Source organism: Streptomyces sp. P6-2-1 (genome assembly GCF_050613165.1).
In the GTDB taxonomy this organism is placed as follows: Bacteria; Actinomycetota; Actinomycetes; order Streptomycetales; family Streptomycetaceae; genus Streptomyces.
The window spans coordinates 1,114,479-1,139,785 of the sequence record NZ_CP192513.1; the positions used below are offsets into that span (position 1 = coordinate 1,114,479).

At 68.9% G+C, this 25,307-nt stretch carries 19 protein-coding genes and 3 rRNA genes; 7 read left to right on the forward strand and 15 right to left on the reverse strand.

All coding sequences use genetic code 11. The features are described 5' to 3' along the window. Nucleotides 1-26: 26 nt before the first annotated feature. Nucleotides 27-1,304: a DUF1015 family protein gene (locus ACQYWQ_RS04975; protein ID WP_431032661.1), complete on the forward strand. Its 1,278-nt coding sequence runs from the start codon at nt 27-29 to the stop codon at nt 1,302-1,304. A gap of 93 nt (nt 1,305-1,397) precedes the next feature. Here ACQYWQ_RS04975 and ACQYWQ_RS04980 read toward each other — a convergent pair whose 3' ends face one another. From ACQYWQ_RS04980 to ACQYWQ_RS05005, 6 genes are all read right to left on the reverse strand, one after another. Continuing rightward, the gene (locus tag ACQYWQ_RS04980; RefSeq protein WP_431039065.1) at nt 1,398-2,201 is read right to left on the reverse strand and encodes a tetratricopeptide repeat protein; all 804 of its coding nucleotides are present in this window, start codon (nt 2,199-2,201) and stop codon (nt 1,398-1,400) included. Then, nucleotides 2,141-3,325 carry a hypothetical protein gene (locus ACQYWQ_RS04985; RefSeq protein WP_431039411.1) on the reverse strand — a complete coding sequence of 395 codons (1,185 nt, stop codon included), beginning with the start codon at nt 3,323-3,325 and terminating at the stop codon, nt 2,141-2,143. The genes ACQYWQ_RS04980 and ACQYWQ_RS04985 overlap by 61 nt, the downstream gene beginning before the upstream one ends. A gap of 207 nt (nt 3,326-3,532) precedes the next feature. Beyond that, nucleotides 3,533-3,649, reverse strand: a 5S ribosomal RNA gene (gene rrf, locus ACQYWQ_RS04990). Between the two features lie 132 nt (nt 3,650-3,781). Beyond that, nucleotides 3,782-6,903: ribosomal RNA gene (locus tag ACQYWQ_RS04995) — 23S ribosomal RNA — on the reverse strand. 315 nt (nt 6,904-7,218) lie between these two features. After that, nucleotides 7,219-8,747, reverse strand: a 16S ribosomal RNA gene (locus ACQYWQ_RS05000). The 16S, 23S and 5S rRNA genes sit together here, the layout of an rRNA operon. 542 nt (nt 8,748-9,289) lie before the next feature. Then, the gene (locus tag ACQYWQ_RS05005; RefSeq protein ID WP_431039066.1) at nt 9,290-9,961 is read right to left on the reverse strand and encodes a DNA-3-methyladenine glycosylase; all 672 of its coding nucleotides are present in this window, start codon (nt 9,959-9,961) and stop codon (nt 9,290-9,292) included. A gap of 199 nt (nt 9,962-10,160) precedes the next feature. Between ACQYWQ_RS05005 and ACQYWQ_RS05010 the strand changes: the two genes are divergently transcribed. From ACQYWQ_RS05010 to ACQYWQ_RS05020, 3 genes are all read left to right on the forward strand, one after another. Continuing rightward, nucleotides 10,161-10,943: a sporulation protein gene (locus ACQYWQ_RS05010; protein WP_431032662.1), complete on the forward strand. Its 783-nt coding sequence runs from the start codon at nt 10,161-10,163 to the stop codon at nt 10,941-10,943. Between the two features lie 165 nt (nt 10,944-11,108). Further along, on the forward strand, nt 11,109-11,642 hold the full coding sequence (locus ACQYWQ_RS05015; RefSeq protein WP_431032663.1) for a YbhB/YbcL family Raf kinase inhibitor-like protein: 534 nt from the start codon (nt 11,109-11,111) through the stop codon (nt 11,640-11,642). A 163-nt stretch (nt 11,643-11,805) separates the two neighbouring features. Then, nucleotides 11,806-12,315 (forward strand): HNH endonuclease, encoded by a 510-nt coding sequence (locus ACQYWQ_RS05020; protein ID WP_431032664.1) that lies wholly within the window; start codon nt 11,806-11,808, stop codon nt 12,313-12,315. 116 nt (nt 12,316-12,431) lie between these two features. Here ACQYWQ_RS05020 and ACQYWQ_RS05025 read toward each other — a convergent pair whose 3' ends face one another. From ACQYWQ_RS05025 to ACQYWQ_RS05035, 3 genes are all read right to left on the reverse strand, one after another. Next, nucleotides 12,432-13,421, reverse strand: a complete 990-nt coding sequence (locus ACQYWQ_RS05025) for an SPFH domain-containing protein (RefSeq protein WP_431032665.1) — start codon at nt 13,419-13,421, stop codon at nt 12,432-12,434. A gap of 187 nt (nt 13,422-13,608) precedes the next feature. After that, nucleotides 13,609-14,040 (reverse strand): NfeD family protein, encoded by a 432-nt coding sequence (locus ACQYWQ_RS05030; protein ID WP_431032666.1) that lies wholly within the window; start codon nt 14,038-14,040, stop codon nt 13,609-13,611. An 86-nt stretch (nt 14,041-14,126) separates the two neighbouring features. Further along, nucleotides 14,127-14,918, reverse strand: a complete 792-nt coding sequence (locus tag ACQYWQ_RS05035; protein ID WP_431032667.1) for an ABC transporter ATP-binding protein — start codon at nt 14,916-14,918, stop codon at nt 14,127-14,129. Between the two features lie 138 nt (nt 14,919-15,056). Between ACQYWQ_RS05035 and ACQYWQ_RS05040 the strand changes: the two genes are divergently transcribed. Next, nucleotides 15,057-15,848 (forward strand): hypothetical protein, encoded by a 792-nt coding sequence (locus ACQYWQ_RS05040; RefSeq protein WP_431032668.1) that lies wholly within the window; start codon nt 15,057-15,059, stop codon nt 15,846-15,848. A 245-nt stretch (nt 15,849-16,093) separates the two neighbouring features. Here the strand turns inward: ACQYWQ_RS05040 and ACQYWQ_RS05045 are convergent, their stop codons facing one another. The 4 genes from ACQYWQ_RS05045 to ACQYWQ_RS05060 all read right to left on the reverse strand — a co-directional run bounded on the left by ACQYWQ_RS05045 (nt 16,094) and on the right by ACQYWQ_RS05060 (nt 18,893). Further along, nucleotides 16,094-16,333: a chaplin gene (locus ACQYWQ_RS05045; protein ID WP_431032669.1), complete on the reverse strand. Its 240-nt coding sequence runs from the start codon at nt 16,331-16,333 to the stop codon at nt 16,094-16,096. Nucleotides 16,334-16,479: 146 nt separating this feature from the next. Continuing rightward, entirely contained in the window at nt 16,480-16,848 is a 369-nt protein-coding gene (locus ACQYWQ_RS05050) for a chaplin (RefSeq protein ID WP_431032670.1), read from the reverse strand. A 160-nt stretch (nt 16,849-17,008) separates the two neighbouring features. Continuing rightward, on the reverse strand, nt 17,009-17,638 hold the full coding sequence (locus tag ACQYWQ_RS05055; RefSeq protein WP_431039067.1) for a response regulator: 630 nt from the start codon (nt 17,636-17,638) through the stop codon (nt 17,009-17,011). A gap of 109 nt (nt 17,639-17,747) precedes the next feature. Then, nucleotides 17,748-18,893, reverse strand: coding sequence for a GAF domain-containing sensor histidine kinase (locus ACQYWQ_RS05060; RefSeq protein ID WP_431032671.1), 1,146 nt, complete (start codon nt 18,891-18,893; stop codon nt 17,748-17,750). A gap of 434 nt (nt 18,894-19,327) precedes the next feature. Here ACQYWQ_RS05060 and ACQYWQ_RS05065 point away from each other — a divergent pair, with 434 nt between their 5' ends. Further along, the gene (locus tag ACQYWQ_RS05065) at nt 19,328-20,194 is read left to right on the forward strand and encodes a transglycosylase SLT domain-containing protein (RefSeq protein WP_431032672.1); all 867 of its coding nucleotides are present in this window, start codon (nt 19,328-19,330) and stop codon (nt 20,192-20,194) included. A gap of 363 nt (nt 20,195-20,557) precedes the next feature. On the opposite strand, the gene ACQYWQ_RS05070 is transcribed toward ACQYWQ_RS05065, so the two are convergent. Next, a complete protein-coding gene (locus ACQYWQ_RS05070) occupies nt 20,558-23,176 on the reverse strand; it encodes an FHA domain-containing protein (RefSeq protein ID WP_431032673.1) in 2,619 nt (872 codons plus the stop codon). A 215-nt stretch (nt 23,177-23,391) separates the two neighbouring features. Here ACQYWQ_RS05070 and serB point away from each other — a divergent pair, with 215 nt between their 5' ends. Then, the gene (gene serB, locus ACQYWQ_RS05075) at nt 23,392-24,615 is read left to right on the forward strand and encodes a phosphoserine phosphatase SerB (protein ID WP_431032674.1); all 1,224 of its coding nucleotides are present in this window, start codon (nt 23,392-23,394) and stop codon (nt 24,613-24,615) included. A 149-nt stretch (nt 24,616-24,764) separates the two neighbouring features. On the opposite strand, the gene ACQYWQ_RS05080 is transcribed toward serB, so the two are convergent. After that, the gene (locus ACQYWQ_RS05080; RefSeq protein ID WP_431039068.1) at nt 24,765-25,295 is read right to left on the reverse strand and encodes a SixA phosphatase family protein; all 531 of its coding nucleotides are present in this window, start codon (nt 25,293-25,295) and stop codon (nt 24,765-24,767) included. Nucleotides 25,296-25,307 lie beyond the last annotated feature (12 nt).

The following is a 25,307-nucleotide window of genomic DNA, read 5'->3' on the forward strand; positions in this document are numbered from 1 at the left end:
CCCCGCTTCGCGCATACGATGCACGGATGACTTCTCCGGGGCCCGAGCAGAACGGACTGCACCTGTCACCTTTCCGCGGCGTGCGCTACGTCCCGGAGCGCGTGCGCTCGCTCGCCGCCGTGACCTCTCCGCCGTACGACGTCGTCGTGCGCCCCGACGGCCTGCTGCACTTGGAGAACGCCGACCCGCACAACATCGTGCGGCTCATCCTGCCGCAGGGGGAGTCGCCCGCCGTACGCGACGAGCGGGCCGCCCGCACGCTGCGCGCCTGGCTCGCCGACGGCATCCTGGCCATCGACCCACGACCGGCGCTGTACGTGTACGAGCAACGCGGCGACGGCATCCTCCAGCGCGGCGTCATCGGCGCTCTGCGTCTCTCGGAGCCCTCCGAGGGCATCGTCCTGCCGCATGAGGACGTCATTCCCGAGGTGGTGGCCGAGCGTGCCGACCTCCTCCGCGCGACGGCCGCGAACCTGGAGCCGCTCCTCCTGACGTACCACGGTCGCGAGGACGAGGGCCCCGGCGCGGCACGCGTCGTCGAGGACACCGTACGGACGGCTCCGCTCCTCGCCACGACGACCGAGGACGGCTTCGCACACCGCCTGTGGGCCGTGACGGACCCGGCCGCGGTCGCCGAGGTACGCGCCGACCTCGCGCAGCGCCAGGCGCTCATCGCGGACGGCCACCACCGCTGGGCGACGTACTTGCGGCTGAGACAGCAGCACACCTCCCCCGGCCCCTGGGACGAAGGGCTCGTCCTCCTGGTGGACACGGCGCGCTATCCGCTGCGGGTACGCGCGATCCACCGGCTCCTGCCCGCTCTCCCCCTGAAGTCGGCCCTCTCGGCCCTGGACGGCGCTTTCCGCGTACGCCAGGTGGACGGCCCACTGCCGCACGCCCGTCAGGCCCTCGCGGACGCCGCCGAGGACGGCAACGCCTTCCTCCTCACCGACGGCGTCACGTTCCACCTCGTCGACCGCCCCGACCCCGTGCTCCTCGACCGCACCGTCCCGGCCGATCAGCCGCTCGCTTGGCGTTCCCTGGACGCGACCGTCCTGCACACGACGCTTCTCGACCACTTGTGGCACGTTCCCGACGCCCCCGGCTCGATCAGCTACCTGCACGACGCGGCGGCCGTCGCGGAACAGGCGGCGCGCACGGACGGCACGGCCGTCCTCCTCCATCCCGTCCCCGAGTCGGTCGTACGCGAACTGGCCGGGCAGGGGGTCCGTATGCCCCGCAAGTCCACCTCGTTCGGCCCGAAACCGGCGACGGGACTCGTCCTTCGCGATCTGACGATCTGACCGGCTCCGAACGCACGAAAGCGGGTGGCGTCCCCTCTCGGGGGCACCACCCGCTTCGTCTCCGCCGCTCAGCCCCTCAGGGCGTCACGACGGTCAGTCGTCCTGCCGCGCGTCGTCCGCGCCCCGCGTGTCCTCGGACCGTACGGCCTCCGGCTCGGCGTCCTCCTCGGCCGAGGCGTGCGCGTCGGCGCCGGCCCCCGCGTCCGCCTCGGCGTCCTCCTCGTAGGCGTCCGTGAACTCGACCCCGTCCAGCTCCGCGAGCCGGTCGGAGGCGTCGGTCGTACCGTCCTTGTCGGACTCGACGGCCTTGGCGAACCACTCGCGCGCCTCTTCGGTACGGTCCGCGGCGAGCAGCGCGTCGGCGTACGCGTAGCGCAGCCGCGCGGTCCACGGGTGGACGCCGTGCGAGGCCAGCTCGGGGCTCTGGAGGGTCACGATCGCCGCGTCGAGCTGTCCGAGGTCGCGGCGGGCCCCGGCGGCGACGAGCCGCATCTCGACCTGCCCGGCCTTGTCCAGCTTCTGCACCTCGGGCGCCCCGGCCATCTCCAGGGCCTTCTCGGGCCGCCCGAGCCCGCGCTCGCAGTCAGCGATGACGGGCCACAGCTCCACACTGCCCGACATGCGCCGCGCGGTACGGAACTCCTTCAGCGCCTCGTCGTAGCGCTGCGTCGCGTACGAGGCGAAACCGGCCGCCTCGCGGACGGCACCGACGCGCGAGGCGAGCCGCAGCGCGACCTTCGCGTAGCCGTACGCCTTCTCCGGGTCCTCGTCGATGAGTTGCGCGACCATGACGAGGTTGCGCGCCACGTCGTCGGCGAGCGTCTTGGGCAGGCTCATCAGCTCCTGGCGCACCGCGCCGTCGATCTCGAAGCCGGTGACCTCCTCGGGAATCGGCAGCCGCTTGACGGGCTCACGGTCCCTGTCGCCGCGGTAGCCGCCACGGTCGTCACGCCGGTCCCGGCCCCCGCGGTCCTCGCGCCCGCGGAACCCGCCACCACCACGCCGGTCATCGCGCCGGTCGTCACGCCGAGGCCCGGAGGGGCGCCCGTCCCGTCCGCCGCGAAACCCTCCGCGGTCATCACGCCGAGGCCGCTCGTCACGCCGGAAACCGCCCCGGTCGTCGCGGCGGTCGTCACGACGCGGGGCATCCCGGTCGTCACGGCGGTACGAGGGCCGGTCGTCACGACGGGGGGCGTCACGGTCGTCACGCCGGTAGGAGGGGCGGTCGCCACGGTCATCGCGGCGGAACCCACCACGGTCGTCACGGCGGTCGTCACGACGCGGCGCGTCACGGTCATCGCGGCGGTACGAGGGGCGGTCGCCACGGTCATCGCGGCGGAACCCACCACGGTCGTCACGGCGGTCGTCACGACGCGGGGCATCGCGGTCGTCACGGCGGTACGAGGGCCGGTCGTCACGGCGGTCGTCACGACGGAACGGAGGGCGCCCGCCCTGGTCGTCACGGCGGAACCCGCCGCGATCGTCACGGCGGTCGTCACGACGCGGCGCGTCACGGTCATCGCGGCGGTACGAGGGCCGGTCGTCACGGCGGTCGTCACGACGGAACGGGGGACGCCCGCCCTGGTCGTCCCTGCGGAAAGCAGGCCGCTCACCACGGTCGTCCCTGCGGAACGGCGGCCGGTCGTCACGACGGTCGCCACGATCGTCGCGGCGGAACCCACCACGGTCGTCACGGCGCTCACCACGGTCGTCACGACGGAAACCGGAGCGGTCGCCACGGTCGTCGCGGCGGTACGAGGGCCGGTCGTCACGGCGGTCGTCACGACGGAACGGGGGACGCCCGCCCTGGTCGTCCCTGCGGAAAGCAGGCCGCTCACCACGGTCGTCCCTGCGGAACGGCGGCCGGTCGTCACGACGGTCGCCACGATCGTCGCGGCGGAACCCACCACGGTCGTCGCGGCGGAACCCACCACGGTCGTCACGGCGCTCACCACGGTCGTCACGACGGAAACCGCCGCCGCGCTGACCATCGCGCTGGCCGTCACGGCGGAAGCCGCCACCGCGCTGTCCGCCCCGCTCACCGCCGTCCCGGTCGCGGCCTCGGCGCTCGGGACGCTCGTCGGAAGGGTTGGGGGACATGCGGAACTCCTCGGGACTGGCTGCCACCGCATACCTGACGAGCGGTGGTCCTACAGAAAAAGTGTACGAAAACAAAAAGGACCCCTGGTCCCAGCGTGTACGCCGGGACCAGGGGTCCTTCAAAGATTGTTCGGCGGCGTCCTACTCTCCCACAAGGTCCCCCTTGCAGTACCATCGGCGCTTTGAGGCTTAGCTTCCGGGTTCGGAATGGGACCGGGCGTTTCCCTCACGCTATGACCACCGAAACCCTTTCAGACCCCCCGCACAAAGTACGGAGCTGAACAGGGTCAGCGAACAAGCACACTTTTCAATTAAGTGGTGTTCAAACCGACAACGCTGTTCGTTGTCTGGGAACAACACAGTGGACGCGAGCAACTGAGGACAAGCCCTCGGCCTATTAGTACCGGTCAACTCCACCCCTCACAGGGCTTCCATATCCGGCCTATCAACCCAGTCGTCTACTGGGAGCCTTACCCTCTCAAAGGAGGTGGGAACACTCATCTCGAAGCAGGCTTCCCGCTTAGATGCTTTCAGCGGTTATCCCTCCCGAACGTAGCCAACCAGCCATGCCCTTGGCAGAACAACTGGCACACCAGAGGTTCGTCCGTCCCGGTCCTCTCGTACTAGGGACAGCCCTTCTCAATATTCCTACGCGCACAGCGGATAGGGACCGAACTGTCTCACGACGTTCTAAACCCAGCTCGCGTACCGCTTTAATGGGCGAACAGCCCAACCCTTGGGACCGACTCCAGCCCCAGGATGCGACGAGCCGACATCGAGGTGCCAAACCATCCCGTCGATATGGACTCTTGGGGAAGATCAGCCTGTTATCCCCGGGGTACCTTTTATCCGTTGAGCGACGGCGCTTCCACAAGCCACCGCCGGATCACTAGTCCCGACTTTCGTCCCTGCTCGACCCGTCGGTCTCACAGTCAAGCTCCCTTGTGCACTTACACTCACCACCTGATTACCAACCAGGCTGAGGGAACCTTTGGGCGCCTCCGTTACTCTTTAGGAGGCAACCGCCCCAGTTAAACTACCCATCAGACACTGTCCCCGATCCGGATCACGGACCCGGGTTAGACATCCAGCACGACCAGAGTGGTATTTCAACAACGACTCCACAACCACTGGCGTGGCCGCTTCACAGTCTCCCACCTATCCTACACAAGCCGAACCGAACACCAATATCAAACTGTAGTAAAGGTCCCGGGGTCTTTCCGTCCTGCTGCGCGAAACGAGCATCTTTACTCGTAATGCAATTTCACCGGGCCTATGGTTGAGACAGTCGAGAAGTCGTTACGCCATTCGTGCAGGTCGGAACTTACCCGACAAGGAATTTCGCTACCTTAGGATGGTTATAGTTACCACCGCCGTTTACTGGCGCTTAAGTTCTCAGCTTCGCCAACCCGAAAGTCAGCTAACCGGTCCCCTTAACGTTCCAGCACCGGGCAGGCGTCAGTCCGTATACATCGCCTTACGGCTTCGCACGGACCTGTGTTTTTAGTAAACAGTCGCTTCTCGCTGGTCTCTGCGGCCACCCCCAGCTCACCGAGTAAATCGGATCACCAAGTGTGGCCCCCCTTCTCCCGAAGTTACGGGGGCATTTTGCCGAGTTCCTTAACCATAGTTCACCCGAACGCCTCGGTATTCTCTACCAGACCACCTGAGTCGGTTTAGGGTACGGGCCGCCATGAAACTCGCTAGAGGCTTTTCTCGACAGCATAGGATCATCCACTTCACCACAATCGGCTCGGCATCAGGTCTCAGGCACAAGCTACGCGGATTTACCTACGCAACGCCCTACACCCTTACCCCGGGACAACCACCGCCCGGGATGGACTACCTTCCTGCGTCACCCCATCACTCACCTACTACCAGCCTGGGTCACCGGCTCCACCACTCCCCTCAACTCCGAAGAGATCAGGGCGGCTTCACGGGCTTAGCATCACTGGATTCAATGTTTGACGCTTCACAGCGGGTACCGGAATATCAACCGGTTATCCATCGACTACGCCTGTCGGCCTCGCCTTAGGTCCCGACTTACCCTGGGCAGATCAGCTTGACCCAGGAACCCTTAGTCAATCGGCGCACACGTTTCTCACGTGTGAATCGCTACTCATGCCTGCATTCTCACTCGTGAACCGTCCACCACTCGCTTACGCGGCAGCTTCACCCGGCACACGACGCTCCCCTACCCATCACAGCCTCCGTTGGGAGTATTGCTGCAATGACACGACTTCGGCGGTACGCTTGAGCCCCGCTACATTGTCGGCGCGGAATCACTAGACCAGTGAGCTATTACGCACTCTTTCAAGGGTGGCTGCTTCTAAGCCAACCTCCTGGTTGTCTCTGCGACTCCACATCCTTTCCCACTTAGCGTACGCTTAGGGGCCTTAGTCGATGCTCTGGGCTGTTTCCCTCTCGACCATGGAGCTTATCCCCCACAGTCTCACTGCCGTGCTCTCACTTACCGGCATTCGGAGTTTGGCTAAGGTCAGTAACCCGGTAAGGCCCATCGCCTATCCAGTGCTCTACCTCCGGCAAGAAACACACGACGCTGCACCTAAATGCATTTCGGGGAGAACCAGCTATCACGGAGTTTGATTGGCCTTTCACCCCTAACCACAGGTCATCCCCCAGGTTTTCAACCCTGGTGGGTTCGGTCCTCCACGACCTCTTACAGCCGCTTCAACCTGCCCATGGCTAGATCACTCCGCTTCGGGTCTTGAGCGTGCTACTCAACCGCCCTGTTCGGACTCGCTTTCGCTACGGCTTCCCCACACGGGTTAACCTCGCAACACACCGCAAACTCGCAGGCTCATTCTTCAAAAGGCACGCAGTCACGAGACACCAGCAAGCTGATGTCCGACGCTCCCACGGCTTGTAGGCACACGGTTTCAGGTACTATTTCACTCCGCTCCCGCGGTACTTTTCACCATTCCCTCACGGTACTATCCGCTATCGGTCACCAGGGAATATTTAGGCTTAGCGGGTGGTCCCGCCAGATTCACACAGGATTTCTCGGGCCCCGTGCTACTTGGGAGTCACGCAAGTGAGCCATCACAATTTCAGCTACGGGGGTCTTACCCTCTACGCCGGACCTTTCGCATGTCCTTCGCCTATCATGATGGTTTCTGACTCACCCAGCCGCCAGCAGACGACTGAAGCGCAATCCCACAACCCCGCACATGCAACCCCTGCCGGGTATCACACACATACGGTTTGGCCTCATCCGGTTTCGCTCGCCACTACTCCCGGAATCACGGTTGTTTTCTCTTCCTGCGGGTACTGAGATGTTTCACTTCCCCGCGTTCCCTCCACACTGCCTATACATTCAGCAGCGGGTGACAGCCCATGACGACTGCCGGGTTTCCCCATTCGGACACCCCCGGATCAAAGCTCGGTTGACAGCTCCCCGGGGCCTATCGCGGCCTCCCACGTCCTTCATCGGTTCCTGGTACCAAGGCATCCACCGTGCGCCCTTAAAAACTTGGCCACAGATGCTCGCGTCCACTGTGCAGTTCTCAAACAACGACCAACCACCCATCACCCCGAGACCAAAAGCCTCAAGTTCACTGGGGTCGGCATGAGGAACAACCAAACGGCCGTACCCTCAGACACCCAACAACGTGCCCGACACCCTCAATCCTCCTGATCCCACGTTCCACGCCGAAGCAGTACTAGTGACCCAAGAATCAAAGAGTGCCGAATAGTCAACGTTCCACCCATGAGCAACCAGCATCGAACACTCGCCGATGTACTGGCCCCTTGACCCTCACTCCGAAGAGATCAGGTAAGAAGTGCTCCTTAGAAAGGAGGTGATCCAGCCGCACCTTCCGGTACGGCTACCTTGTTACGACTTCGTCCCAATCGCTGGTCCCACCTTCGACAGCTCCCTCCCACAAGGGGTTGGGCCACCGGCTTCGGGTGTTACCGACTTTCGTGACGTGACGGGCGGTGTGTACAAGGCCCGGGAACGTATTCACCGCAGCAATGCTGATCTGCGATTACTAGCAACTCCGACTTCATGGGGTCGAGTTGCAGACCCCAATCCGAACTGAGACCGGCTTTTTGAGATTCGCTCCACCTCGCGGTATCGCAGCTCATTGTACCGGCCATTGTAGCACGTGTGCAGCCCAAGACATAAGGGGCATGATGACTTGACGTCGTCCCCACCTTCCTCCGAGTTGACCCCGGCGGTCTCCCGTGAGTCCCCAACACCCCGAAGGGCTTGCTGGCAACACGGGACAAGGGTTGCGCTCGTTGCGGGACTTAACCCAACATCTCACGACACGAGCTGACGACAGCCATGCACCACCTGTACACCGACCACAAGGGGGCGACCATCTCTGGCCGTTTCCGGTGTATGTCAAGCCTTGGTAAGGTTCTTCGCGTTGCGTCGAATTAAGCCACATGCTCCGCTGCTTGTGCGGGCCCCCGTCAATTCCTTTGAGTTTTAGCCTTGCGGCCGTACTCCCCAGGCGGGGCACTTAATGCGTTAGCTGCGGCACGGACAACGTGGAATGTTGCCCACACCTAGTGCCCACCGTTTACGGCGTGGACTACCAGGGTATCTAATCCTGTTCGCTCCCCACGCTTTCGCTCCTCAGCGTCAGTATCGGCCCAGAGATCCGCCTTCGCCACCGGTGTTCCTCCTGATATCTGCGCATTTCACCGCTACACCAGGAATTCCGATCTCCCCTACCGAACTCTAGCCTGCCCGTATCGACTGCAGACCCGGGGTTAAGCCCCGGGCTTTCACAACCGACGTGACAAGCCGCCTACGAGCTCTTTACGCCCAATAATTCCGGACAACGCTTGCGCCCTACGTATTACCGCGGCTGCTGGCACGTAGTTAGCCGGCGCTTCTTCTGCAGGTACCGTCACTCTCGCTTCTTCCCTGCTGAAAGAGGTTTACAACCCGAAGGCCGTCATCCCTCACGCGGCGTCGCTGCATCAGGCTTTCGCCCATTGTGCAATATTCCCCACTGCTGCCTCCCGTAGGAGTCTGGGCCGTGTCTCAGTCCCAGTGTGGCCGGTCGCCCTCTCAGGCCGGCTACCCGTCGTCGCCTTGGTGAGCCATTACCTCACCAACTAGCTGATAGGCCGCGGGCTCATCCTGCACCGCCGGAGCTTTCCACCACCCTGGATGCCCAAGGCAGTGAGTATCCGGTATTAGACCCCGTTTCCAGGGCTTGTCCCAGAGTGCAGGGCAGATTGCCCACGTGTTACTCACCCGTTCGCCACTAATCCCCGCCCGAAAGCGGTTCATCGTTCGACTTGCATGTGTTAAGCACGCCGCCAGCGTTCGTCCTGAGCCAGGATCAAACTCTCCGTGAATGTTTTCCCGTAATCGGGATACCACCACGAGAGCGGAACCGGGAGAGGAATAATCCCCCAGGTTCACAGCGTCCTCGCTGTGTTTGTTTCAAAGGAACCTCAACCTCAGGCCGTAATGGCCGTCGGTCGGGGTATCAACATATCTGGCGTTGACTTTTGGCACGCTGTTGAGTTCTCAAGGAACGGACGCTTCCTTCGTACTCACCCTCTCGGGCTTTCCTCCGGGCGTTTTCCCTTCGGTATTTCGTGTTTCCGACTCTATCAGACTCTCTCGGGCCCGATTTCCTCGGTGCTTTCCGGTTCCCGGACCGGCCTTTCGGCTTTTCCGTTTCCCTTTCGGCGTGTCCACTACGTTAACCGACTTTCCGTGAAGCTCCTAATCGGGCTTCCACTCATTTTCGGATACGCCGATAAAGGCACGCCGAAAAACAGACCCCTGCGGGCCTGAGTCGTTGAGTAGTAGAGGTGCCACTGTCCGTCATCGCATGGAGCGCTACCGGCACAAGCGGCTCGTCCTACGTTAGGGGTTCGGGCCGCGAGAGTCAAGACCCCTTGGCCGCCGTCCCGCGAGGAGCGGCCGAACGGCGGCGCGGGGTGTGGGCCCGGTAGGGGCTGACGCTCTGCTCTCCGTCGATCCAGTACCGCCAGGGGTGCACCCCGCCCTCGCCCGAGACGCCCGTGCGCGGGCCGTTGCGCAGGAGGGCCGCAGGGGCCGGGGTGCCCGCGAGGAGGCGGAGCGGTTCGCCCTCGGGGCCGCACAGATCCGTACCGTCCAGGGCGCGGTCGACGCCGAGGGCCGTCGCCAAGCGGGCCGGGCCCTTGGCGAGTTCGTGGTCGCGGCGGGACGTGGGGCGGCGCAGCCTGGCGATCTCGGCGCCCTCGACGACCTCGCCCGCGCGCAGCAGGATTCCGGAGGCGAAGTCCTCCGGGCCGCACACGACGTTCAGGCAGTGCCACATGCCGTAGGTGAAGTAGACGTAGGCGTGTCCCGGTGGTCCGTACATGACGGCGTTGCGCGCGGTGCGGCCGCGGTAGGCGTGGGAGCCGGGGTCCGACTCGCCCGCGTACGCCTCGACCTCGGTGAGCCGCAGGATGACGCGGCCCTCCGGGAGTTCACGGACGAGGAGCCGCCCGAGGAGGGCGGGGGCCGCCTCCAGGACCGGGCGGTCGAAGAAGGAACGGGGCAGCGGCGTACGGTCGTGGGCCGCGATCATGTTCTCCGGGGGCGCTGGTTCGGAAGGCATGACCCCCGAGGGTACGGGAGGGCCGGTTCGCCGGCGCTGGAACCGGGAGGGCCGAAGGCGCGTTCGTATGAGCGGGTCCTGCGGCGCGCCACCCGTACCGGACGCAGGGCGCTCGTACGGACGCACGGGCGCGTCTCCACGGATTGTCGACGAGGGAAGAGGCGGACACATGGGGTTCAGGAAGCTGCTGGCGAGTCTCGGTTCCGGTGGGGCCGAGGTCGAGACGGTGCTGTTCGAGGAGAACGTGGTCCCCGGCGGCGTGGTGCAGGGTGAGGTCCGTATCCAGGGCGGCGCCGTGGATCAGCAGATCGAGGGGCTCTCGGTGGGCCTCCAGGCGCGGGTCGAGGTCGAGAGCGGCGACTCGGAGTACAAGCAGAACATCGAGTTCCACCGGGTGAGCCTCGGCGGGGCCTTCCTGCTGCACGAGGGGGCGACGCATGTCGTGCCCTTCGGTCTGGAGATCCCGTGGGAGACGCCGATCACGACCTTCGCCGGGCAGCACCTGCGGGGGATGAACGTCGGTGTGACGACCGAACTCCAGATCGCGCGTGCGGTGGACTCCAGCGACCTCGACCCGATCACCGTGCACCCGCTGCCCGCTCAGGAGGCGATCCTCGACTCCTTCGGGCGGCTCGGCTTCCGCTTCAAGAGCGCGGACCTGGAGCGCGGCTCGATCCGGGGGACGCGGCAGCGGCTCCCCTTCTACCAGGAGATCGAGTTCTACCCGCCGCAGCAGTACCGGGGGCTCAACCAGGTCGAGCTGAGCTTCGTCTCGGACGACCGTGAGATGGACGTCGTCCTGGAGATGGACAAGAAGGACGGGCTCTTCACCGAGGGCAGCGACTCCTTCCGCGCCTTCCGGGTGGGGCTGCACACCTTCGGCGAGACCGACTGGGACGCGTATCTCCACCAGTGGATCTCCGAGGTCGGCAGCCGCCGCAGCTGGTTCTGACCCCGGCCGGTCTCCGGACCCGAGGGGTTCCCGCCCCGGCCGGTTCCCGTGCGGGCGGGGCGGGGTACCGGCCAGGGCGGCCGGCGGATCTAGGCTGGCCACCACCGCCGTGGGCCGCCGTCACGCCCGAGGCCCCGGCTCCATCCGTACTGGAGGATTCGCGACGTGAGTGAGAAGAGGCCACCGCTCCCCTACGAGCTGTTGCCGCAGGTGCCCGCCTTCACCGTGGTCAGCGACGACGTGTCCGAGGGGGCGCCGCTCGGCACCGCCCAGGCGCAGGACGGCGGGAACACCTCGCCGCACCTGCGCTGGGAGGGAGCGCCGGAGGGGACGAAGAGCTACGCGGTGACGTGTTACGACCCGGACGCGCCGACAGGCAGCGGCTTCTGGCACTGGGTGGTCTTCGACATCCCCGCGACGGTCACCGAGCTGCCCGCCGGGGCCGGTACGGGCTCCTTCGCCGGGCTGCCCGCGGGGGCCGTGCAGGCGCGCAACGACTACGGCAGCCAGGACTTCGGCGGAGCGGCCCCGCCGCCCGGCGACCCGGCGCACCGGTACGTCTTCACGGTGCACGCGGTGGATCAGGAGAAGCTCGGTCCCGACGGCTCGGCGACGCCCGCCGTCGTCGGTTTCAACCTGCACTTCCACACCGTGGGCCGCGCGCAGCTCATCGGTACGTACGAGATCCCGGCGAGCTGAAGCGCCGCTGAGCGCAGCGGGGTTCGCCTCGCGTGTTTGCCCTCCCCCGGTCATGGAATTGATCAGGGGAGGGCACTTTTTATTGCGTTGTCCATCTCGTTGTGCCCGGCCAGAGTTGATCCCGACCGCCAGGGGGCGGCCGGTGAGCGGGGAGGTGGGCGAGATGCGGGACACGCTGGTGCTGAACGCGAGCTTCGAGCCGCTGTCGACGGTGACCTTGCACCGCGCGGTGGTGCTGGTCCTCACCGACAAGGCGGTCGTCGAGCGCGCGCACCCGGGTCTGCGGATGCGGGCAGCGACGGTGGATCTGCCGGTGCCCCAGGTGATCAGGCTCTGCCGGTACGTACGGGTGCCGTTCCGAAGACAAGCGCCGTGGTCGCGGCGGGGCGTCCTGGTACGGGACAGGCACCGGTGCGCGTACTGCGGCCGGCGGGCGACGACGGTGGACCACGTGGTGCCCAAGTCCCGTGGCGGGGCCGACTCCTGGCTGAACACGGTGGCCTCCTGCGCGGAGGACAACCACCGCAAGGCGGACCGGACGCCCGAGCAGGCCGGGATGCCGCTGCTGCGGCAGCCGTTCGAGCCGACCCCGGCCGACGCGATGCTGCTCGCGCTGGGGCAGGACGACCTGCTGGGCCTGCCGGAGTGGCTGGGGCACGGGGTGGTGGCCTGAGGAGGCCGCCGGGTACGAGGGCGGGGCGGCTCCCTGCCGGACGCTGGTCCGGCGGGGAGCCGCCCCGCTGTCGTCTGCCGTCTGCCGTCTGCCGTCTGCCGTACGGGAGGGGAACCTCAGTCGATGGGCGGGCGCTGTTCGCGCGGGAAGGGCTTGCCGCCGGTCCCCGGCGTGGTGGGGGCCGCCTTGGCGTCGCTGCCGCCGCCACCGCCACCGCCACCGAGGTTGCCGAGGCCGCCGAGGTTGCCCACCGCGCCGCTCAGGCCCTTGAGGGCGTCGCCGATCTCGCTGGGCACGATCCAGAGCTTGTTGGCGTCGCCCTCGGCGATCTTCGGGAGCATCTGGAGGTACTGGTACGAGAGGAGCTTCTGGTCGGGGTCGCCCGCGTGGATCGACTCGAAGACCGTGCGGATGGCCTGCGCCTCGCCCTCGGCGCGCAGCGCGGCGGCCTTGGCCTCGCCCTCGGCCCGGAGGATCGCGGACTGCTTCTCGCCCTCGGCGCGCAGGATCTCGGACTGCCGGACGCCTTCCGCCTGGAGGATCGCGGCGCGCTTGTCGCGGTCGGCGCGCATCTGCTTCTCCATCGAGTCCTGGATGGAGGTGGGCGGCTCGATGGCCTTCAGTTCGACGCGGTTGACGCGGATGCCCCACTTGCCCGTCGCCTCGTCGAGCACGCCGCGCAGGGCCGCGTTGATCTCCTCGCGCGAGGTGAGGGTCCGCTCCAGGTCCATGCCGCCGATGATGTTGCGCAGGGTCGTGACGGTGAGCTGTTCGATCGCCTGGATGTAGCTGGCGACCTCGTACGTCGCGGCGCGGGCGTCGGTGACCTGGTAGTAGATGACCGTGTCGATGTTGACGACCAGGTTGTCCTGGGTGATCACCGGCTGGGGCGGGAAGGGGACGACCTGTTCGCGCAGGTCGATGCGGTTGCGGATGGTGTCGATGAAGGGGACGACGATGTTGAGCCCCGCGTTGAGGGTGCGGGTGTAGCGGCCGAAGCGCTCCACGATGGCGGCGCTCGCCTGGGGGATCACCTGGATCGTCTTGATCAGGGCGATGAAGACGAGCACCACCAGGATGATGAGGACGATGATGATCGGTGCCATCGCGGAGTCCGTGCCCTTCGTACCGTGGTGCCTGACAAGCCTGCGTGCGGTGGATCTTGACGGCGAGTCTGTCAGAACGTGGGGGCCCTCGGGGCCGTTTCGCGCAGGTCGTGGCCTACCGGGCGGTAAAGCGCCGGGATTCGGCCGGATCGTGGCGGGCGGCGCGGTGCCCGCGGGTGGTGGGCGCTCACATGACCACCGCCGTGGCGCCGTCGATGTCGACGACGTCGACCGACTGGCCCGGCTCGTAACTCTGCTCGGTGTCGAGGGGGCGGGCCGACCAGATCTCGCCCGCGAGTTTGACGCGCCCCGCGCCGCTCGCGTCGACACGTTCGACGACGACGGCCTGGCGGCCCTTGAGCGCGTCGACGCCGCTCGCGAGGTGCGGGCGCTGGGCGCGCTGCCGGGCGGCGAGGGGGCGTACGACGGCGACTCCGGCGACGGAGACGAGGACGAAGACCAGTACCTGGATCACGATGCCGCCGCCGAGCGCGGCCGCGATCGCGCCTGCGACGGCACCCGCGGCGAACATGCCGAACTCCGGCATGGCGGTCACCACGAGGGGAATCCCCAGTGCCACCGCGCCGATCAGCCACCACACCCACGCGTCGATGTCCACAGGAGCATGGTAGGCGCGCAACGCCCCCTGCGGACAGGGGGCGTTGGGAGCGTTCGCGGGCGGGCAGGGGCCGGAGCCCCGTCGCGTCAGCCCAGGGGCAGGCCGCGAGCGGTCCAGCGCTCGCCCTGCTGCTCGACGACGAGGGGCAGACCGAAGCAGCGCGAGAGGTTGCGCGAGGTGAGTTCGAGTTCGAGCGGGCCCGCGGCGAGCACCTTGCCCTGACGGATCATGAGAACGTGCGTGAAGCCGGGGGCGATCTCCTCGACGTGGTGGGTCACCATGATCATCGAGGGGGCGATCGGGTCGCGCGCGAGGCGGCCGAGGCGGCGGACGAGGTCCTCGCGGCCGCCGAGGTCGAGACCGGCGGCCGGTTCGTCGAGGAGGAGCAGCTCGGGGTCGGTCATGAGGGCGCGGGCGATGAGGGTGCGCTTGCGCTCGCCCTCGGAGAGGGTGCCGAAGCGGCGGTCGAGGTACTCGGTCATGCCGAGGCGGTCGAGGAAGGCGCGGGCGCGCTGCTCGTCGATGTCCTCGTACGACTCCTGCCACGTCGCCGTCATGCCGTAGGCGGCGGTGAGGACGGTCTGGAGGACGGTCTGGCGGCGCGGGAGCTTCTCGGCCATGCCGACGCCCGCGACGCCGATGCGGGGGCGCAGCTCGAAGACGTCGACGCGGCCGAGCTGGTCGCCGAGGATGCGGACGGTGCCCGTGGTGGGGAAGAGGTAGCTGGACGCCACGTTGAGGAGGGTGGTCTTGCCGGCGCCGTTGGGGCCGAGGATGACCCAGCGCTCCCCTTCCTTCACGGACCAGGAGACCTGCTCGATCAGTGCCCGGCCCTCGCGGACCACCGATACGTCCACCAGTTCCAGTACATCGCTCATGAGCGCCGTGTCTCCCATTGTCTCTCGCGGCTAGTCGCCGGCGTCGATCGGACGCCGCCCCCCAGGGATGTCCCCTGGAGAAAACCTACGCCACCGGCCGGGGGAAGCCGTGGCCTGTCCTGTCCTTAGGCTGGGGGGATGCGCGTTGAACCACGTTCCGGGCGGCTGGCCGCTTGGGGGAATGCACTTTTCGCCGGTCTTGTACCGCCGGACGACGCCGCGAGCGCGATCGTCGGCGAGGACGCCGTGCACCGGGTCACGGGACTGCCGGGCGAGCGGGGCCCTGTCGGGCTGACGCTGGCGCTCGGGCGGTTGCGGGCGCTCGGGGCGCGCGGGCTGCGGCTCGCGCTGCCCGCGCCCGGGCATCCGCTGGGGCTCTCGGGGCCGCCGGAGTTCAATGCCGCCGCGCTCGAAGCGGAGGAGGCCGTGGTGGGGGTGGGGGTTCCCTACGGGCTCGTCCCCGAGGTCTTCGAGGCGGGGCCCGCGGGCGATGTGCACGTGGAGGTGGAGTGGCGCTGCATGCCGGTGCGTGAGGCGCCGCCCGCCGACGTGCCCTCGCTCGGTGAGGCGGAGCGTGAGCTGGCGGAGGCGATGCGCGAGGCGACGGCGGTGCTCTCGCGGCTCGACGTGGCGGCTTCGGGTCCTGTCGCCGAGGCGGCGATCGAGGCGTACCGGGCTCGGGTGCACGGGGCGGGGGCGACCGAGGCGCTCGCGCCGGGGTATCCGGCGCGCGCCGTGCGGGTCGTGGAGCTGGGGCGGCGGATCGGGACGCTCGTCTCGCTCGCGTACGAGAGCGGGCACGGGGCCGCGGTGAGCGCGGGCGAGATGGCGGCGCGGGCGGAGGCGCTGCGCCCGGTGGAGCGGACGGCGCGGCGGGCGCTGGTGGCCGCGTACAACGGAATGGTGGAGGAGCGGGAACGGGAGAGGTGAGCTGGGGGGCTGGGGGCTGGGCGGTGTTCCGCGGTGGCGTCGGCTTTCTCCGGCTCTCCGCCGTCCCGTTGTCCCCCCGTCCCGCTGTCCCCCCGTCCCGCTGTCCCCCCGTCCCGCTGTCCCCCCGTCCCGCTGTCCCCCCGTCCCGCTGTCCCTCCGTCCCGCTGTCCTTCCGTCCCCCGGGTACGGACGCGGGGCCCGGCGCGCCTGGGTGGCGTGCCGGGCCCCGCGGGGTGGTGCTTCGGTCAGCTGTTGACCGCGGTGTTGCCGAAGGCCGGGTTCAGCAGGCCGATCACGTTGATGCTGTTGCCGGAGAGGTTGACCGGCACGTGGATGGGGGCCTGGACCAGGTTGCCGGAGGCGACGCCGGGCGAATTCACGGCGGCGCCCTCGGCACCGGAGTCGGCGAAGGCGGCGCCCGCCGGGACGGCGGCCGCGAGGCCGGCTGCGGCGACGGTCAGGACTGCCTTCTTGGCGATGCTCATGGGTGTTACTCCTCCACAGATGCGTTTCACAGCCCCTGGCTCGGGGCCGCACGCTGGGAAACGCGCCGGGGGCGCGTGGGGTCACGGGACAGCGCCCGGTTGGGCGCATTCACCCACCGTTCGGGTGAAGAACGGCGGCGCGCGTGTCAGTGGTTGACGGCGCTGTTGCCGAAGGCCGGGTTCAGCAGGCCGATCACGTTGATCGTGTTGCCGCTCACGTTGACCGGGATGTTCACAGGGATCTGCACGAGGTTGCCGGAGAGGATGCCCGGGGAGCGCGTCGCGACGCCGTTCGCCTGGGCGCCGCCACCGGCGTGCGCGCCGCCGCCGTTGTTGCCGCCACCGTGGTTGCCGCCACCGCCGTGGTTGCCGCCGCCGTGGCCCGGGGCGTGGTGGCCGCCGTGGCCGCCGCCGTGCGCGGGCGGGCAGTCGGTGGCGGAGGCCATACCGGTACCCGCGGCGAGCAGCCCCCCGGCCACCAGGGTCACGGTCGCGGCCTTCTTGAAGTTGATCACTTTCTCGTCCTCCTGAGTACCCAGGGGCCCATCGCCCCGGGGTGCACTGGAGAACGCGCGTCCGCCCCGTACGTTCCGCCGTCCGGGTGAGGTGCACCCGTCGGTATGAATCTCATCCTTTCGTGCAACCATCCGAGCACACCGCGTCCCATCAGGCGCTTCAGTCGCTGTAGCCGTGCCGTACGGCCCACAGGGCGGCCTGGGTGCGGTCGGCGAGGTCGAGTTTCATCAGGATGTTCGATACGTGCGTCTTCACCGTCTTCTCGGAGAGGACGAGCGCGCGGGCGATCTCGCGGTTGGAGCGGCCGTCCGCGATGAGCCCGAGCACCTCGCGTTCGCGCTCCGTGAGCGAGCCGCCGCGCGGGGGCTGCGGGGCGTGCTCCTCCTGCGAGAGGAGCATCCCGGCGACCTCCGGCTGGAGGAGGACGTGCCCGGCGTGCACGGAGCGGATCGCCCCGGCGAGGGCCTCGGGGTCGATGTCCTTGTACACGTAGCCTGCCGCTCCGGCGCGCAGCGCCGGCACGACGGTGCGCTGCTCGGTGAAGCTCGTCACGACGAGGACCCGCACCTCGTTGCCGAGGGCCCGCAGGGTGCGCAGCGCCTCGACGCCGTCGGTGCCGGGCATCTTGACGTCCATGAGGATCACGTCGGGGCGCAGCTCCCCTGCGCGCGCGACGCCCTCCTCGCCGTCGGCGGCCTCGCCGACCACCTCGATGTCGTCCTGGATCTCCAGGAAGGTGCGCAGGCCCCGGCGGACCACCTGGTGGTCGTCGACGACGAGGACCCGGATGGGGCGGGGCGCGCTGGGGGCGGCGCTCGTCCTCTCCTCTTCCGTACGGGCTCCGGTGCGGGCTGCGTCCGTACGCGCCGGCTCCGCGGCTCCCGCCCGCTCCCCTGTATCAGCCACCGGGTACCTCCATCTCGATCGTGGTGCCCTTGCCGGGCGCCGAGTCCACCGTGAGCGAGCCGCCGACGCCCGCCGCGCGGTCGCGCATGGAGACGAGGCCGAGGTGCCGTCCCGCCCGGCGCACCCCTCGCGGGTCGAAGCCGCTCCCGTCGTCCGTGACGCGCAGCACAGCGCCGCGGCCCGCTCGGCGCAGTACGACGTCGACGTGGGCGGCGCCGGAGTGCCTGAGCGCGTTGTGCAGCGCCTCCTGCGCCACGCGCAGCAGCGCCTCCTCCTGGGCCGCGGGCAGGGCCCGTACCCCTTCCCCGCGGAAGGTGACGCGGGCGGCGTGGGCGCGGTCGAGTACGCGGATCTGGGTGCGCAGGGTCGCGACGAGGCCGTCCTCGTCGAGGGCCGCCGGACGTAGTTCGACGACCGCGGCACGCAGTTCGTCGGCCGCCTCGGCCGCGAGGGCGGCGACCTGGTGCAGCTCCTCCTTGGCGCGGGCCGGGTCGCGATCGACGAGCGCGGTGGCGGCCTGGGCGGTGAGGCGGAGCGAGAAGAGTTTCTGGCTCACGGCGTCGTGCAGCTCGTGGGCGAGCCGGGAGCGTTCCTCGGCGATGGTCAGCTCGCGGCTGCGCTCGTAGAGGCGGGCGTTGGTGAGGGCGATGGCGGCGTGCTGGGCGAGCATCCCGAGGAGTTCCTCGTCCTCCTCGGTGAAGCCGCAGGTGTTCTCGGGGTGGGGGCAGCGTTTGTTGGCGAGGAAGAGGGCCGCGATCGTCTCGTCGCCGTGGCGGACGGGGAGGCCGATGAAGTCGCTCATGTCGGGGTGGGCGGCGGGCCAGCGCTTGAAGCGGGGGTCGCGGCGTACGTCGACGAGTCGCTCGGTGCGGCCCTCCTTGAGCAGGGCGGCGAGGATGCCGTGCTGGCGCGGGAGGGGGCCGATGGCCTTCCACTGCTCCTCGCTGACCCCGTCGACGACGAACTGGGCGAAGCCGCCGTGGTCGTCGGGGACGCCGAGGGCCGCGTACTCGGCGTCGAGGAGTTCGCGGGCCGAGGCGACGATCGTGTGCAGGACGTCCTGGACCTCCAGCGGTCTGCTCATCGCGAGCAGGGCGGAGCTGACCGCGCGCAGGCCCGTGGGTGTGGCGGGGGGCATGGGCTCACCGTAGCCGGGCGCCCTGCGGCGGGCATCGGCCTTGCGGCCGGGTGGCCCGCACCGGGGACGTAGGTCCTGGGGTGGAGGCGCCCCTTCTCCGCACACTCTCTGCTTTGCGGAAGCAACGGTTGGTGAGAATCGGATGAGCGGCTTGTGAGGACGGGCATAGGGCGCGCGTCACGTACGAACTTGCGTAGTACATGCCGTATGTCCGATACGAGCGGGGATTTTGCGGCCCCATAGGGCTCAAAACGGACCCTTGATAACTAAGCAGCATCGTACGTCACATCTTTGCCACGGATTTTTGCGGCCGCTAACAATGGCACCCGTCGCTCGGCGTCGGTCTCTACCCGGCGTTAGTGCCGGGAAAACCATTCGTCCCCCACCGAGCCAAGAGCGGCCTCCCCCGCTTACACGAAGAGGTCACATCTGCCATGTCTGACATCTCCACTTTCATGCGAAACGCCCAGAAGCGAATCAACGACGGTCGTCGTCAGGTCACCAGCCAGCTCGGCTCGATCCAGCAGCGCGTTTCCTCCAGCAAGTTCGGCGAGCAGGTCGGCACCGCCCAGGCCAAGGTCGCGGGCGCCGTTCCGGCCGCGCTGCGCGGCGGCAACCTGAGCCGCGCCCAGAAGCTCCAGCTCGCGGGTATAGGCAGCGTCTCCGCCGCCGTCCTCGCCTGCGGCATCGCGATTCCCGCGACGAGCGGCTCCGGCTCCGCCTCGCAGAGCGTCGCCGCCTCCGAGCCCGCCGCGTACCGCACCGTCGTCGGTGGCGACGCGCAGGCCAAGGAGCTGCACGCCAGCATCACCAACCAGCAGGCCGGCGCCTCCGAGCAGGCGAAGGCCGCCGAGGCGAAGATCAAGGCCGCGCAGCAGGCCAAGGCCGCCGAGACGAAGAAGAAGGCGCAGGCCACGAAGGACCGCGCCACCAAGCAGGCCGCGAGCCGCAACGCCGAGCGCAAGGCCGTCAAGACCTACCCGAACAACCTCGACGGCTGGATTCGCGAGTCGCTCGACATCATGAAGGCGAAGGGCATCCCCGGCTCGTACGAGGGTCTGCACCGCAACATCATGCGGGAGTCCTCCGGCAACACCCGGGCGATCAACCTGTGGGACATCAACGCCAGGAACGGCATCCCCTCCAAGGGTCTGCTCCAGGTGATCCAGCCGACCTTCGACCACTGGCACGTCGAGGGCACCTCGCACGACATCTACGACCCGGTCGCGAACATCACCGCCGCCGCCAACTACGCCGCCGAGCGTTACGGCTCGATGGACAACGTGAACTCGGCCTACTGAGCATTCCCCCGAGACCGCGCGGGCCCAGCCCGGCGGAGCCCCGGCAGAGACTCCACCACGCGCCGACCCGGCGTACGGGGAGTGCTGAGCGGGAGAGACGGGGTCGTGCCCACGGCCCCCTATTGACCAGCCGCGAGGGCGGCACCCGAGACCGGGTGCCGCCCTCGCGGCATGCCTGCGTGGGTACGGGACGGGCGAGGCACGGCCGCCTGCGGGGCGGCGGTACGGGGCGGCGCACGCCGTACGGGCCAGGAGGCACCGCTCGCCGTACGGGCACCCGTCCTCGTACCGCCCCGCAGGCCGCCGTACCGCCCCGCAGGCCGCCGCCGTACCGCCCCGCAGGCCGCCGTACCGCTCCTCCCGCTACTTCCGCATGACCTCCGGCTCGTGCCGGCGCAGCAGCCGCGAGACGACGAGGAGCAGGACGAGGGCGATCCCGAGCAGGACGGCGATGTTCATGCCCCACTGGGCCGCAGTGTGCTCCCAGAGCGGGTCGAGGTCTCCCGGGTGCTTCTCGTCCCACGGCGGCATGAGGTGGGAGAGGTCGGTCGTGGCGCCCGCGGCGGCGACGGCCCAGCGCGAGGGCATGAGCCAGGCGAGCTGTTCGAGCCCCGGGCTGTCGAAGATCTGGAAGAGCGTCCCCGTGAAGACGAGCTGGACGATCGCGAACATCACGAGGAGCGGCATCGTCATCTCACTCGTGCGCACGAGCGCGGAGATCACGAGCCCGATGACCATCGACGTGAGCCCCATCGCGATGACGGCGACACCGATCTCGGCGGCGGGCGGAAGGACGAGGCCCTCCTCGGGCAGCGCGCGGCTGCTCGTGCCGATGAGGGTCATGATGACGCCCTGGAGCGCGGTGACCACGCCGAGGACGAGGACCTTCGACATGAGGTACGCGGAGCGGGAGAGCCCGGTGGCCCGCTCCCGTTCGTAGATGACCCGTTCCTTGATCAGTTCGCGTACGGAGTTGGCCGCTCCCGCGAGACAGATGCCCACGACGAGGATCATGAGGATCATCCCGGCCGCGCTGTTGAAGCGCGAGGGCGGCGTCGGCGGGGCGAGGCCGAACTTCGCGGGGATGATCACCGAGACGACGCCGAGTACCACCGGCAGGACGACCATGAGCGCGATGAAGAAGCGGTCCGACGCCAGCACGGCGAGGTAGCGCACGGTGAGTGTCCACAGCTGCGCGAACCACCCCTGCGGCTTCTTCGGGCGCAGCGCCGCGGGGCTCTGGCCGACCACGGGGACGGGCTGCGAGGCGGCGACGTCCGCATCGGCCGCGTACAGCTGGTAGTGCTGCGAGCCCTTCCAGCGGCCCGCCCAGTCGTAGTCCCGGTACTCCTCGAAGGCGGAGAAGACGTCCGCCCAGCTCGTGTAGCCGAAGAAGTTGAGCGCCTCGGCAGGCGGCCCGAAGTAGGCGACGGAGCCGCCGGGCGCCATGACGAGCAGCTTGTCGCACAGTGACAGCTCGGCGACCGAGTGCGTCACGACGAGGACCGTGCGCCCGTCGTCGGCGAGCCCGCGCAGGAGCTGCATCACGTCGCGGTCCATGCCCGGGTCGAGACCCGATGTCGGCTCGTCGAGGAAGATCAGCGAAGGCTTCGTGAGCAGTTCGAGCGCGACCGAGACGCGTTTGCGCTGGCCGCCGGAGAGCGACGTGACCTTCTTGTCCTGGTGGATGTCGAGCTTCAGCTCGCGCAGCACCTCGGTGATGCGGTCCTGGCGCTCCTGCTCGCTCGTGTCGGCGGGGAAGCGGAGCTTGGCCGCGTAGCGCAGGGCGCGCCGGACGGTCAGCTCCTTGTGGAGGATGTCGTCCTGCGGGACGAGCCCGATGCGCTGGCGCAGCTCGGCGAACTGCTTGTACAGGTCGCGCTGGTCGTACAGGACCGTGCCCTGGTCGGCGGGCCGGTAGCCGGTGAGGGCCTTGAGCAGCGTGGACTTGCCCGAGCCCGAGGGGCCGATGACCGCGACGAGGGACTTCTCGGGGACGCCGAAGGAGACGTCCTTGAGGATCTGCTTGCCGCCGTCGACCTCGACGGTGAGGTGGCGGGCCGTGAAGGAGACCTCACCTGAGTCGACGAACTCCTCCAGGCGCCCTTCGACGAGCCGGAAGGTGGAGTGGCCGACGCCGACGGTGTCCTGCGGGCCCAGGAGGGTGCTCCCGGACTTCGGCAGCGGCTGCCCGTTGACGTACGTGCCGTTGTGCGAGCCGAGGTCGCGGATCTCGAAGCGGCCCTCGGGCGTCGCGTGAAACTCGGCGTGGTGCCGCGAGACCTGGAGGTCGGAGACGACGAGGTCGTTCTCCAGGGCGCGCCCGATGCTCATCCGGCGGCCCAGCGCCATCTGGTGGAAGGTCGTGGGGCTGCGGTCTCCGTAGGAGGGGCCGCCGCCCTGGCGGGGACGCGGATCGGCGGCGGGGCGGGGGCGGGCGCCGAGGTCGGGGCCCGCGACGGGGCGGGGGTCCGGTCCCCGGTGCGCGTCGGGGGACGGCGGCTGGGCGCGCGGGGGCTGCTCGGGGAGCGGGGCGGGCTGCTGGAAGGAAGGCGCGGGCTGCTCTCGTACGGGCCGCTGGGGTACGGGCCCCCGCGCGTCCTGCTGCCGCGGCACGGGGCGGGCGGCGGGCTCGGCGGCGGGCTGCTCGGCCGCGGGCTGCTCGGCCGCGGGCTGCTCGGCGGGGCGGGCGGTGAGGCGCGGGCCGTCGCTCGCGTTGCCGAGATGGATCACGGTGCCCGGGGCGAGGACCGCGTGGGTCACGCGGCGGCCTTCCCTGAAGGTGCCGTTGGTGCTGCCGCCGTCCTCGATCGCCCAGCCGGAGGCGGTCCAGCTGAGGGTGGCGTGGCGCCAGGAGACCCTGGCGTCGTCGGCCACGATGTCTGCCTGTGGATCACGTCCCACCGTGTACGTCCTGGCCGGGTCGAGCGTCCAGGTCCTGCCGTTGAGTTCCAGTACGTGTGCCGGTACCGCGAGCCCCATATGCCCATGTCCCCCATGCATAGCCCCGTCGACGGGCTTGTCGCTTTCCGCGTCCGAGGAAGATCTGCTCGGCTGCGGCAGCACTATTCCAGGCGAAGGCACCGGGGTGGAAGCCGGAACGGGATTCCGTCCGGGTAACGGCTGCGGCGTCCCGGGTGTCCGGCCTGCGGGACGGCGTTCTCCGGCGCGGCGGCGGCCGATACGGTAGGGGCACCATGAGCGCATCACTGTCTGCGGCGTCGGCGTCCGAGGACCTGCCGACTCTTCTCGTCAAGATCTTCGGCAAGGACCGCCCCGGCCTCACCGCCGGCCTCTTCGACACCCTCGCCGGTTACGGCGTGGACGTCGTGGACATCGAGCAGGTCGTCACGCGGGGCCGCATCGTGCTGTGCGCCCTCGTGACCGAGCCCCCCGGCGGGCACGGGGGCGAGCTGCGGGCGACGGTCCACAGCTGGGCCGAGTCCTCGGGCCTCTCGGCCGAGATCATCTCCGGTACGGGCGACAACAGGCCGCGCGGAACGGGCCGTTCGCACGTCACGGTCCTCGGGAACCCGCTGACCGCGGAGTCGACCGCCGCGATCGCCGCGCGCATCACGGAGGCGGGCGCCAATATCGACCGTGTCTTCCGCCTCGCCAAGTACCCCGTGACGGCCGTGGAGTTCGCCGTGTCAGGGGTGCCCGCCGACATCCTGCGCTCGGCGCTCGCGCCGCGGGCGGGGCAGTTCGGCGTGGACATCGCCGTGGTCGCCGCCGGGCTCCAGCGGCGCGCACAGCGGCTCGTCGTGATGGACGTCGACTCGACGCTCATCCAGGACGAGGTGATCGAGCTGTTCGCCGCGCACGCGGGGTGCGAGGCGGAGGTGGCGCGGGTCACCGAGTCGGCGATGCGCGGTGAGCTGGACTTCGCGCAGTCCCTGCACGCGCGGGTCGCGCTGCTCGCGGGGCTCGACGCCTCGGTCGTGCAGAAGGTGCGCGCGGAGGTACGGCTCACGCCGGGCGCGCGCACGCTGATCCGCACCCTGAAGCGGCTCGGCTACCAGGTGGGCGTGGTCTCGGGCGGCTTCACACAGGTCACCGACGAACTGAGGGAACGCCTCGGGCTCGACTTCGCCGCCGCCAACACGCTGGAGATAGTGGACGGCAGGCTCACCGGGCGGGTCACGGGCGAGATCGTGGACCGGGCGGGCAAGGCGCGGCTGCTGCGGCGCTTCGCCGAACAGGCGGGGGTGCCGCTCGCACAGACGGTCGCGATCGGTGACGGGGCCAACGACCTCGACATGCTCAACACGGCGGGGCTCGGCGTCGCCTTCAACGCGAAGCCCGTCGTGCGGGAGGCGGCGCACACCTCGGTGAACGTGCCCTTCCTCGACACCGTCCTCTACCTCCTCGGGATCACCAGGGAAGAGGTCGAGGCGGCGGACGGCGCGGTGGAGGACTGAGGCGCACGGGACATGCGGGGCCCCTGCCCCGCCCCGGGTGCCTGGAGGCCCTGCCCCGCCGCGGATACGCGGGGTCCGTGCCCCGCTCCCCCTCGTAGGGGATGCGCACGGGATGCGTACGGAGCGGGGCCGCGTCTGTACGGGTGTGCTCAGGCCTCGTGCGGGGCCCAGTAATCGGTGAGGGTCGCGACTCCCGGTTCCAGGGACTTCCAGGGTCCGGTGAACTCCAGGACCGAGAAAGCGGCCGTGGGGAAGTCGCGGCCGCTGAGGCGGGCCGCGCGTTCGCCGTCGACGCGGCCCGCGAGGATCTCGGTCAGCGCCTGGACGCCGGGGTTGTGGCCGATGAGGAGAACGGTGGCGGCCTCGTCGCTCACCTCGTTGAGGAGTTCGATCAGGGCGCCCGGCGCGGCCTCGTAGATCCGTTCCTCGTAGACCGTGCGGGGGCGCTCGGGGAGTTCGGGAACGGCGAGCTTCCAGGTCTCACGGGTGCGGAGGGCGGTGGAGCACAGGGCGAGGTCGGCGGCGATACCGAGGTCCGCGAGCCTGCGCCCGGCGGCGGGGGCGTCCATGCGGCCCCGCTCGGCGAGCGGTCGCTCATGGTCGGAGCCCTCGGGCCAGTCGGCCTTCGCGTGACGCAGCAGGACGAGCTTACGGGTGGTGGCGGGAGCGGGGGCGGACATCCCCCCGGAGGA

What these genes read in the sequence shown, in the direction of transcription:
- ACQYWQ_RS04975 (WP_431032661.1), top strand. Translation starts at nt 27, where the DNA reads ATGACTTCTCCGGGGCCCGAGCAGAACGGACTGCACCTGTCACCTTTC.
- ACQYWQ_RS05005 (WP_431039066.1), bottom strand. Translation starts at nt 9,961, where the DNA reads ATGATCGCGGCCCACGACCGTACGCCGCTGCCCCGTTCCTTCTTCGAC.
- ACQYWQ_RS05010 (WP_431032662.1), top strand. Translation starts at nt 10,161, where the DNA reads ATGGGGTTCAGGAAGCTGCTGGCGAGTCTCGGTTCCGGTGGGGCCGAG.
- ACQYWQ_RS05020 (WP_431032664.1), top strand. Translation starts at nt 11,806, where the DNA reads ATGCGGGACACGCTGGTGCTGAACGCGAGCTTCGAGCCGCTGTCGACG.
- ACQYWQ_RS05025 (WP_431032665.1), bottom strand. Translation starts at nt 13,421, where the DNA reads ATGGCACCGATCATCATCGTCCTCATCATCCTGGTGGTGCTCGTCTTC.
- ACQYWQ_RS05035 (WP_431032667.1), bottom strand. Translation starts at nt 14,918, where the DNA reads ATGAGCGATGTACTGGAACTGGTGGACGTATCGGTGGTCCGCGAGGGC.
- ACQYWQ_RS05040 (WP_431032668.1), top strand. Translation starts at nt 15,057, where the DNA reads ATGCGCGTTGAACCACGTTCCGGGCGGCTGGCCGCTTGGGGGAATGCA.
- ACQYWQ_RS05045 (WP_431032669.1), bottom strand. Translation starts at nt 16,333, where the DNA reads ATGAGCATCGCCAAGAAGGCAGTCCTGACCGTCGCCGCAGCCGGCCTC.
- ACQYWQ_RS05060 (WP_431032671.1), bottom strand. Translation starts at nt 18,893, where the DNA reads ATGCCCCCCGCCACACCCACGGGCCTGCGCGCGGTCAGCTCCGCCCTG.
- ACQYWQ_RS05065 (WP_431032672.1), top strand. Translation starts at nt 19,328, where the DNA reads ATGTCTGACATCTCCACTTTCATGCGAAACGCCCAGAAGCGAATCAAC.
- ACQYWQ_RS05070 (WP_431032673.1), bottom strand. Translation starts at nt 23,176, where the DNA reads ATGGGGCTCGCGGTACCGGCACACGTACTGGAACTCAACGGCAGGACC.
- serB (WP_431032674.1), top strand. Translation starts at nt 23,392, where the DNA reads ATGAGCGCATCACTGTCTGCGGCGTCGGCGTCCGAGGACCTGCCGACT.
- ACQYWQ_RS05080 (WP_431039068.1), bottom strand. Translation starts at nt 25,295, where the DNA reads ATGTCCGCCCCCGCTCCCGCCACCACCCGTAAGCTCGTCCTGCTGCGT.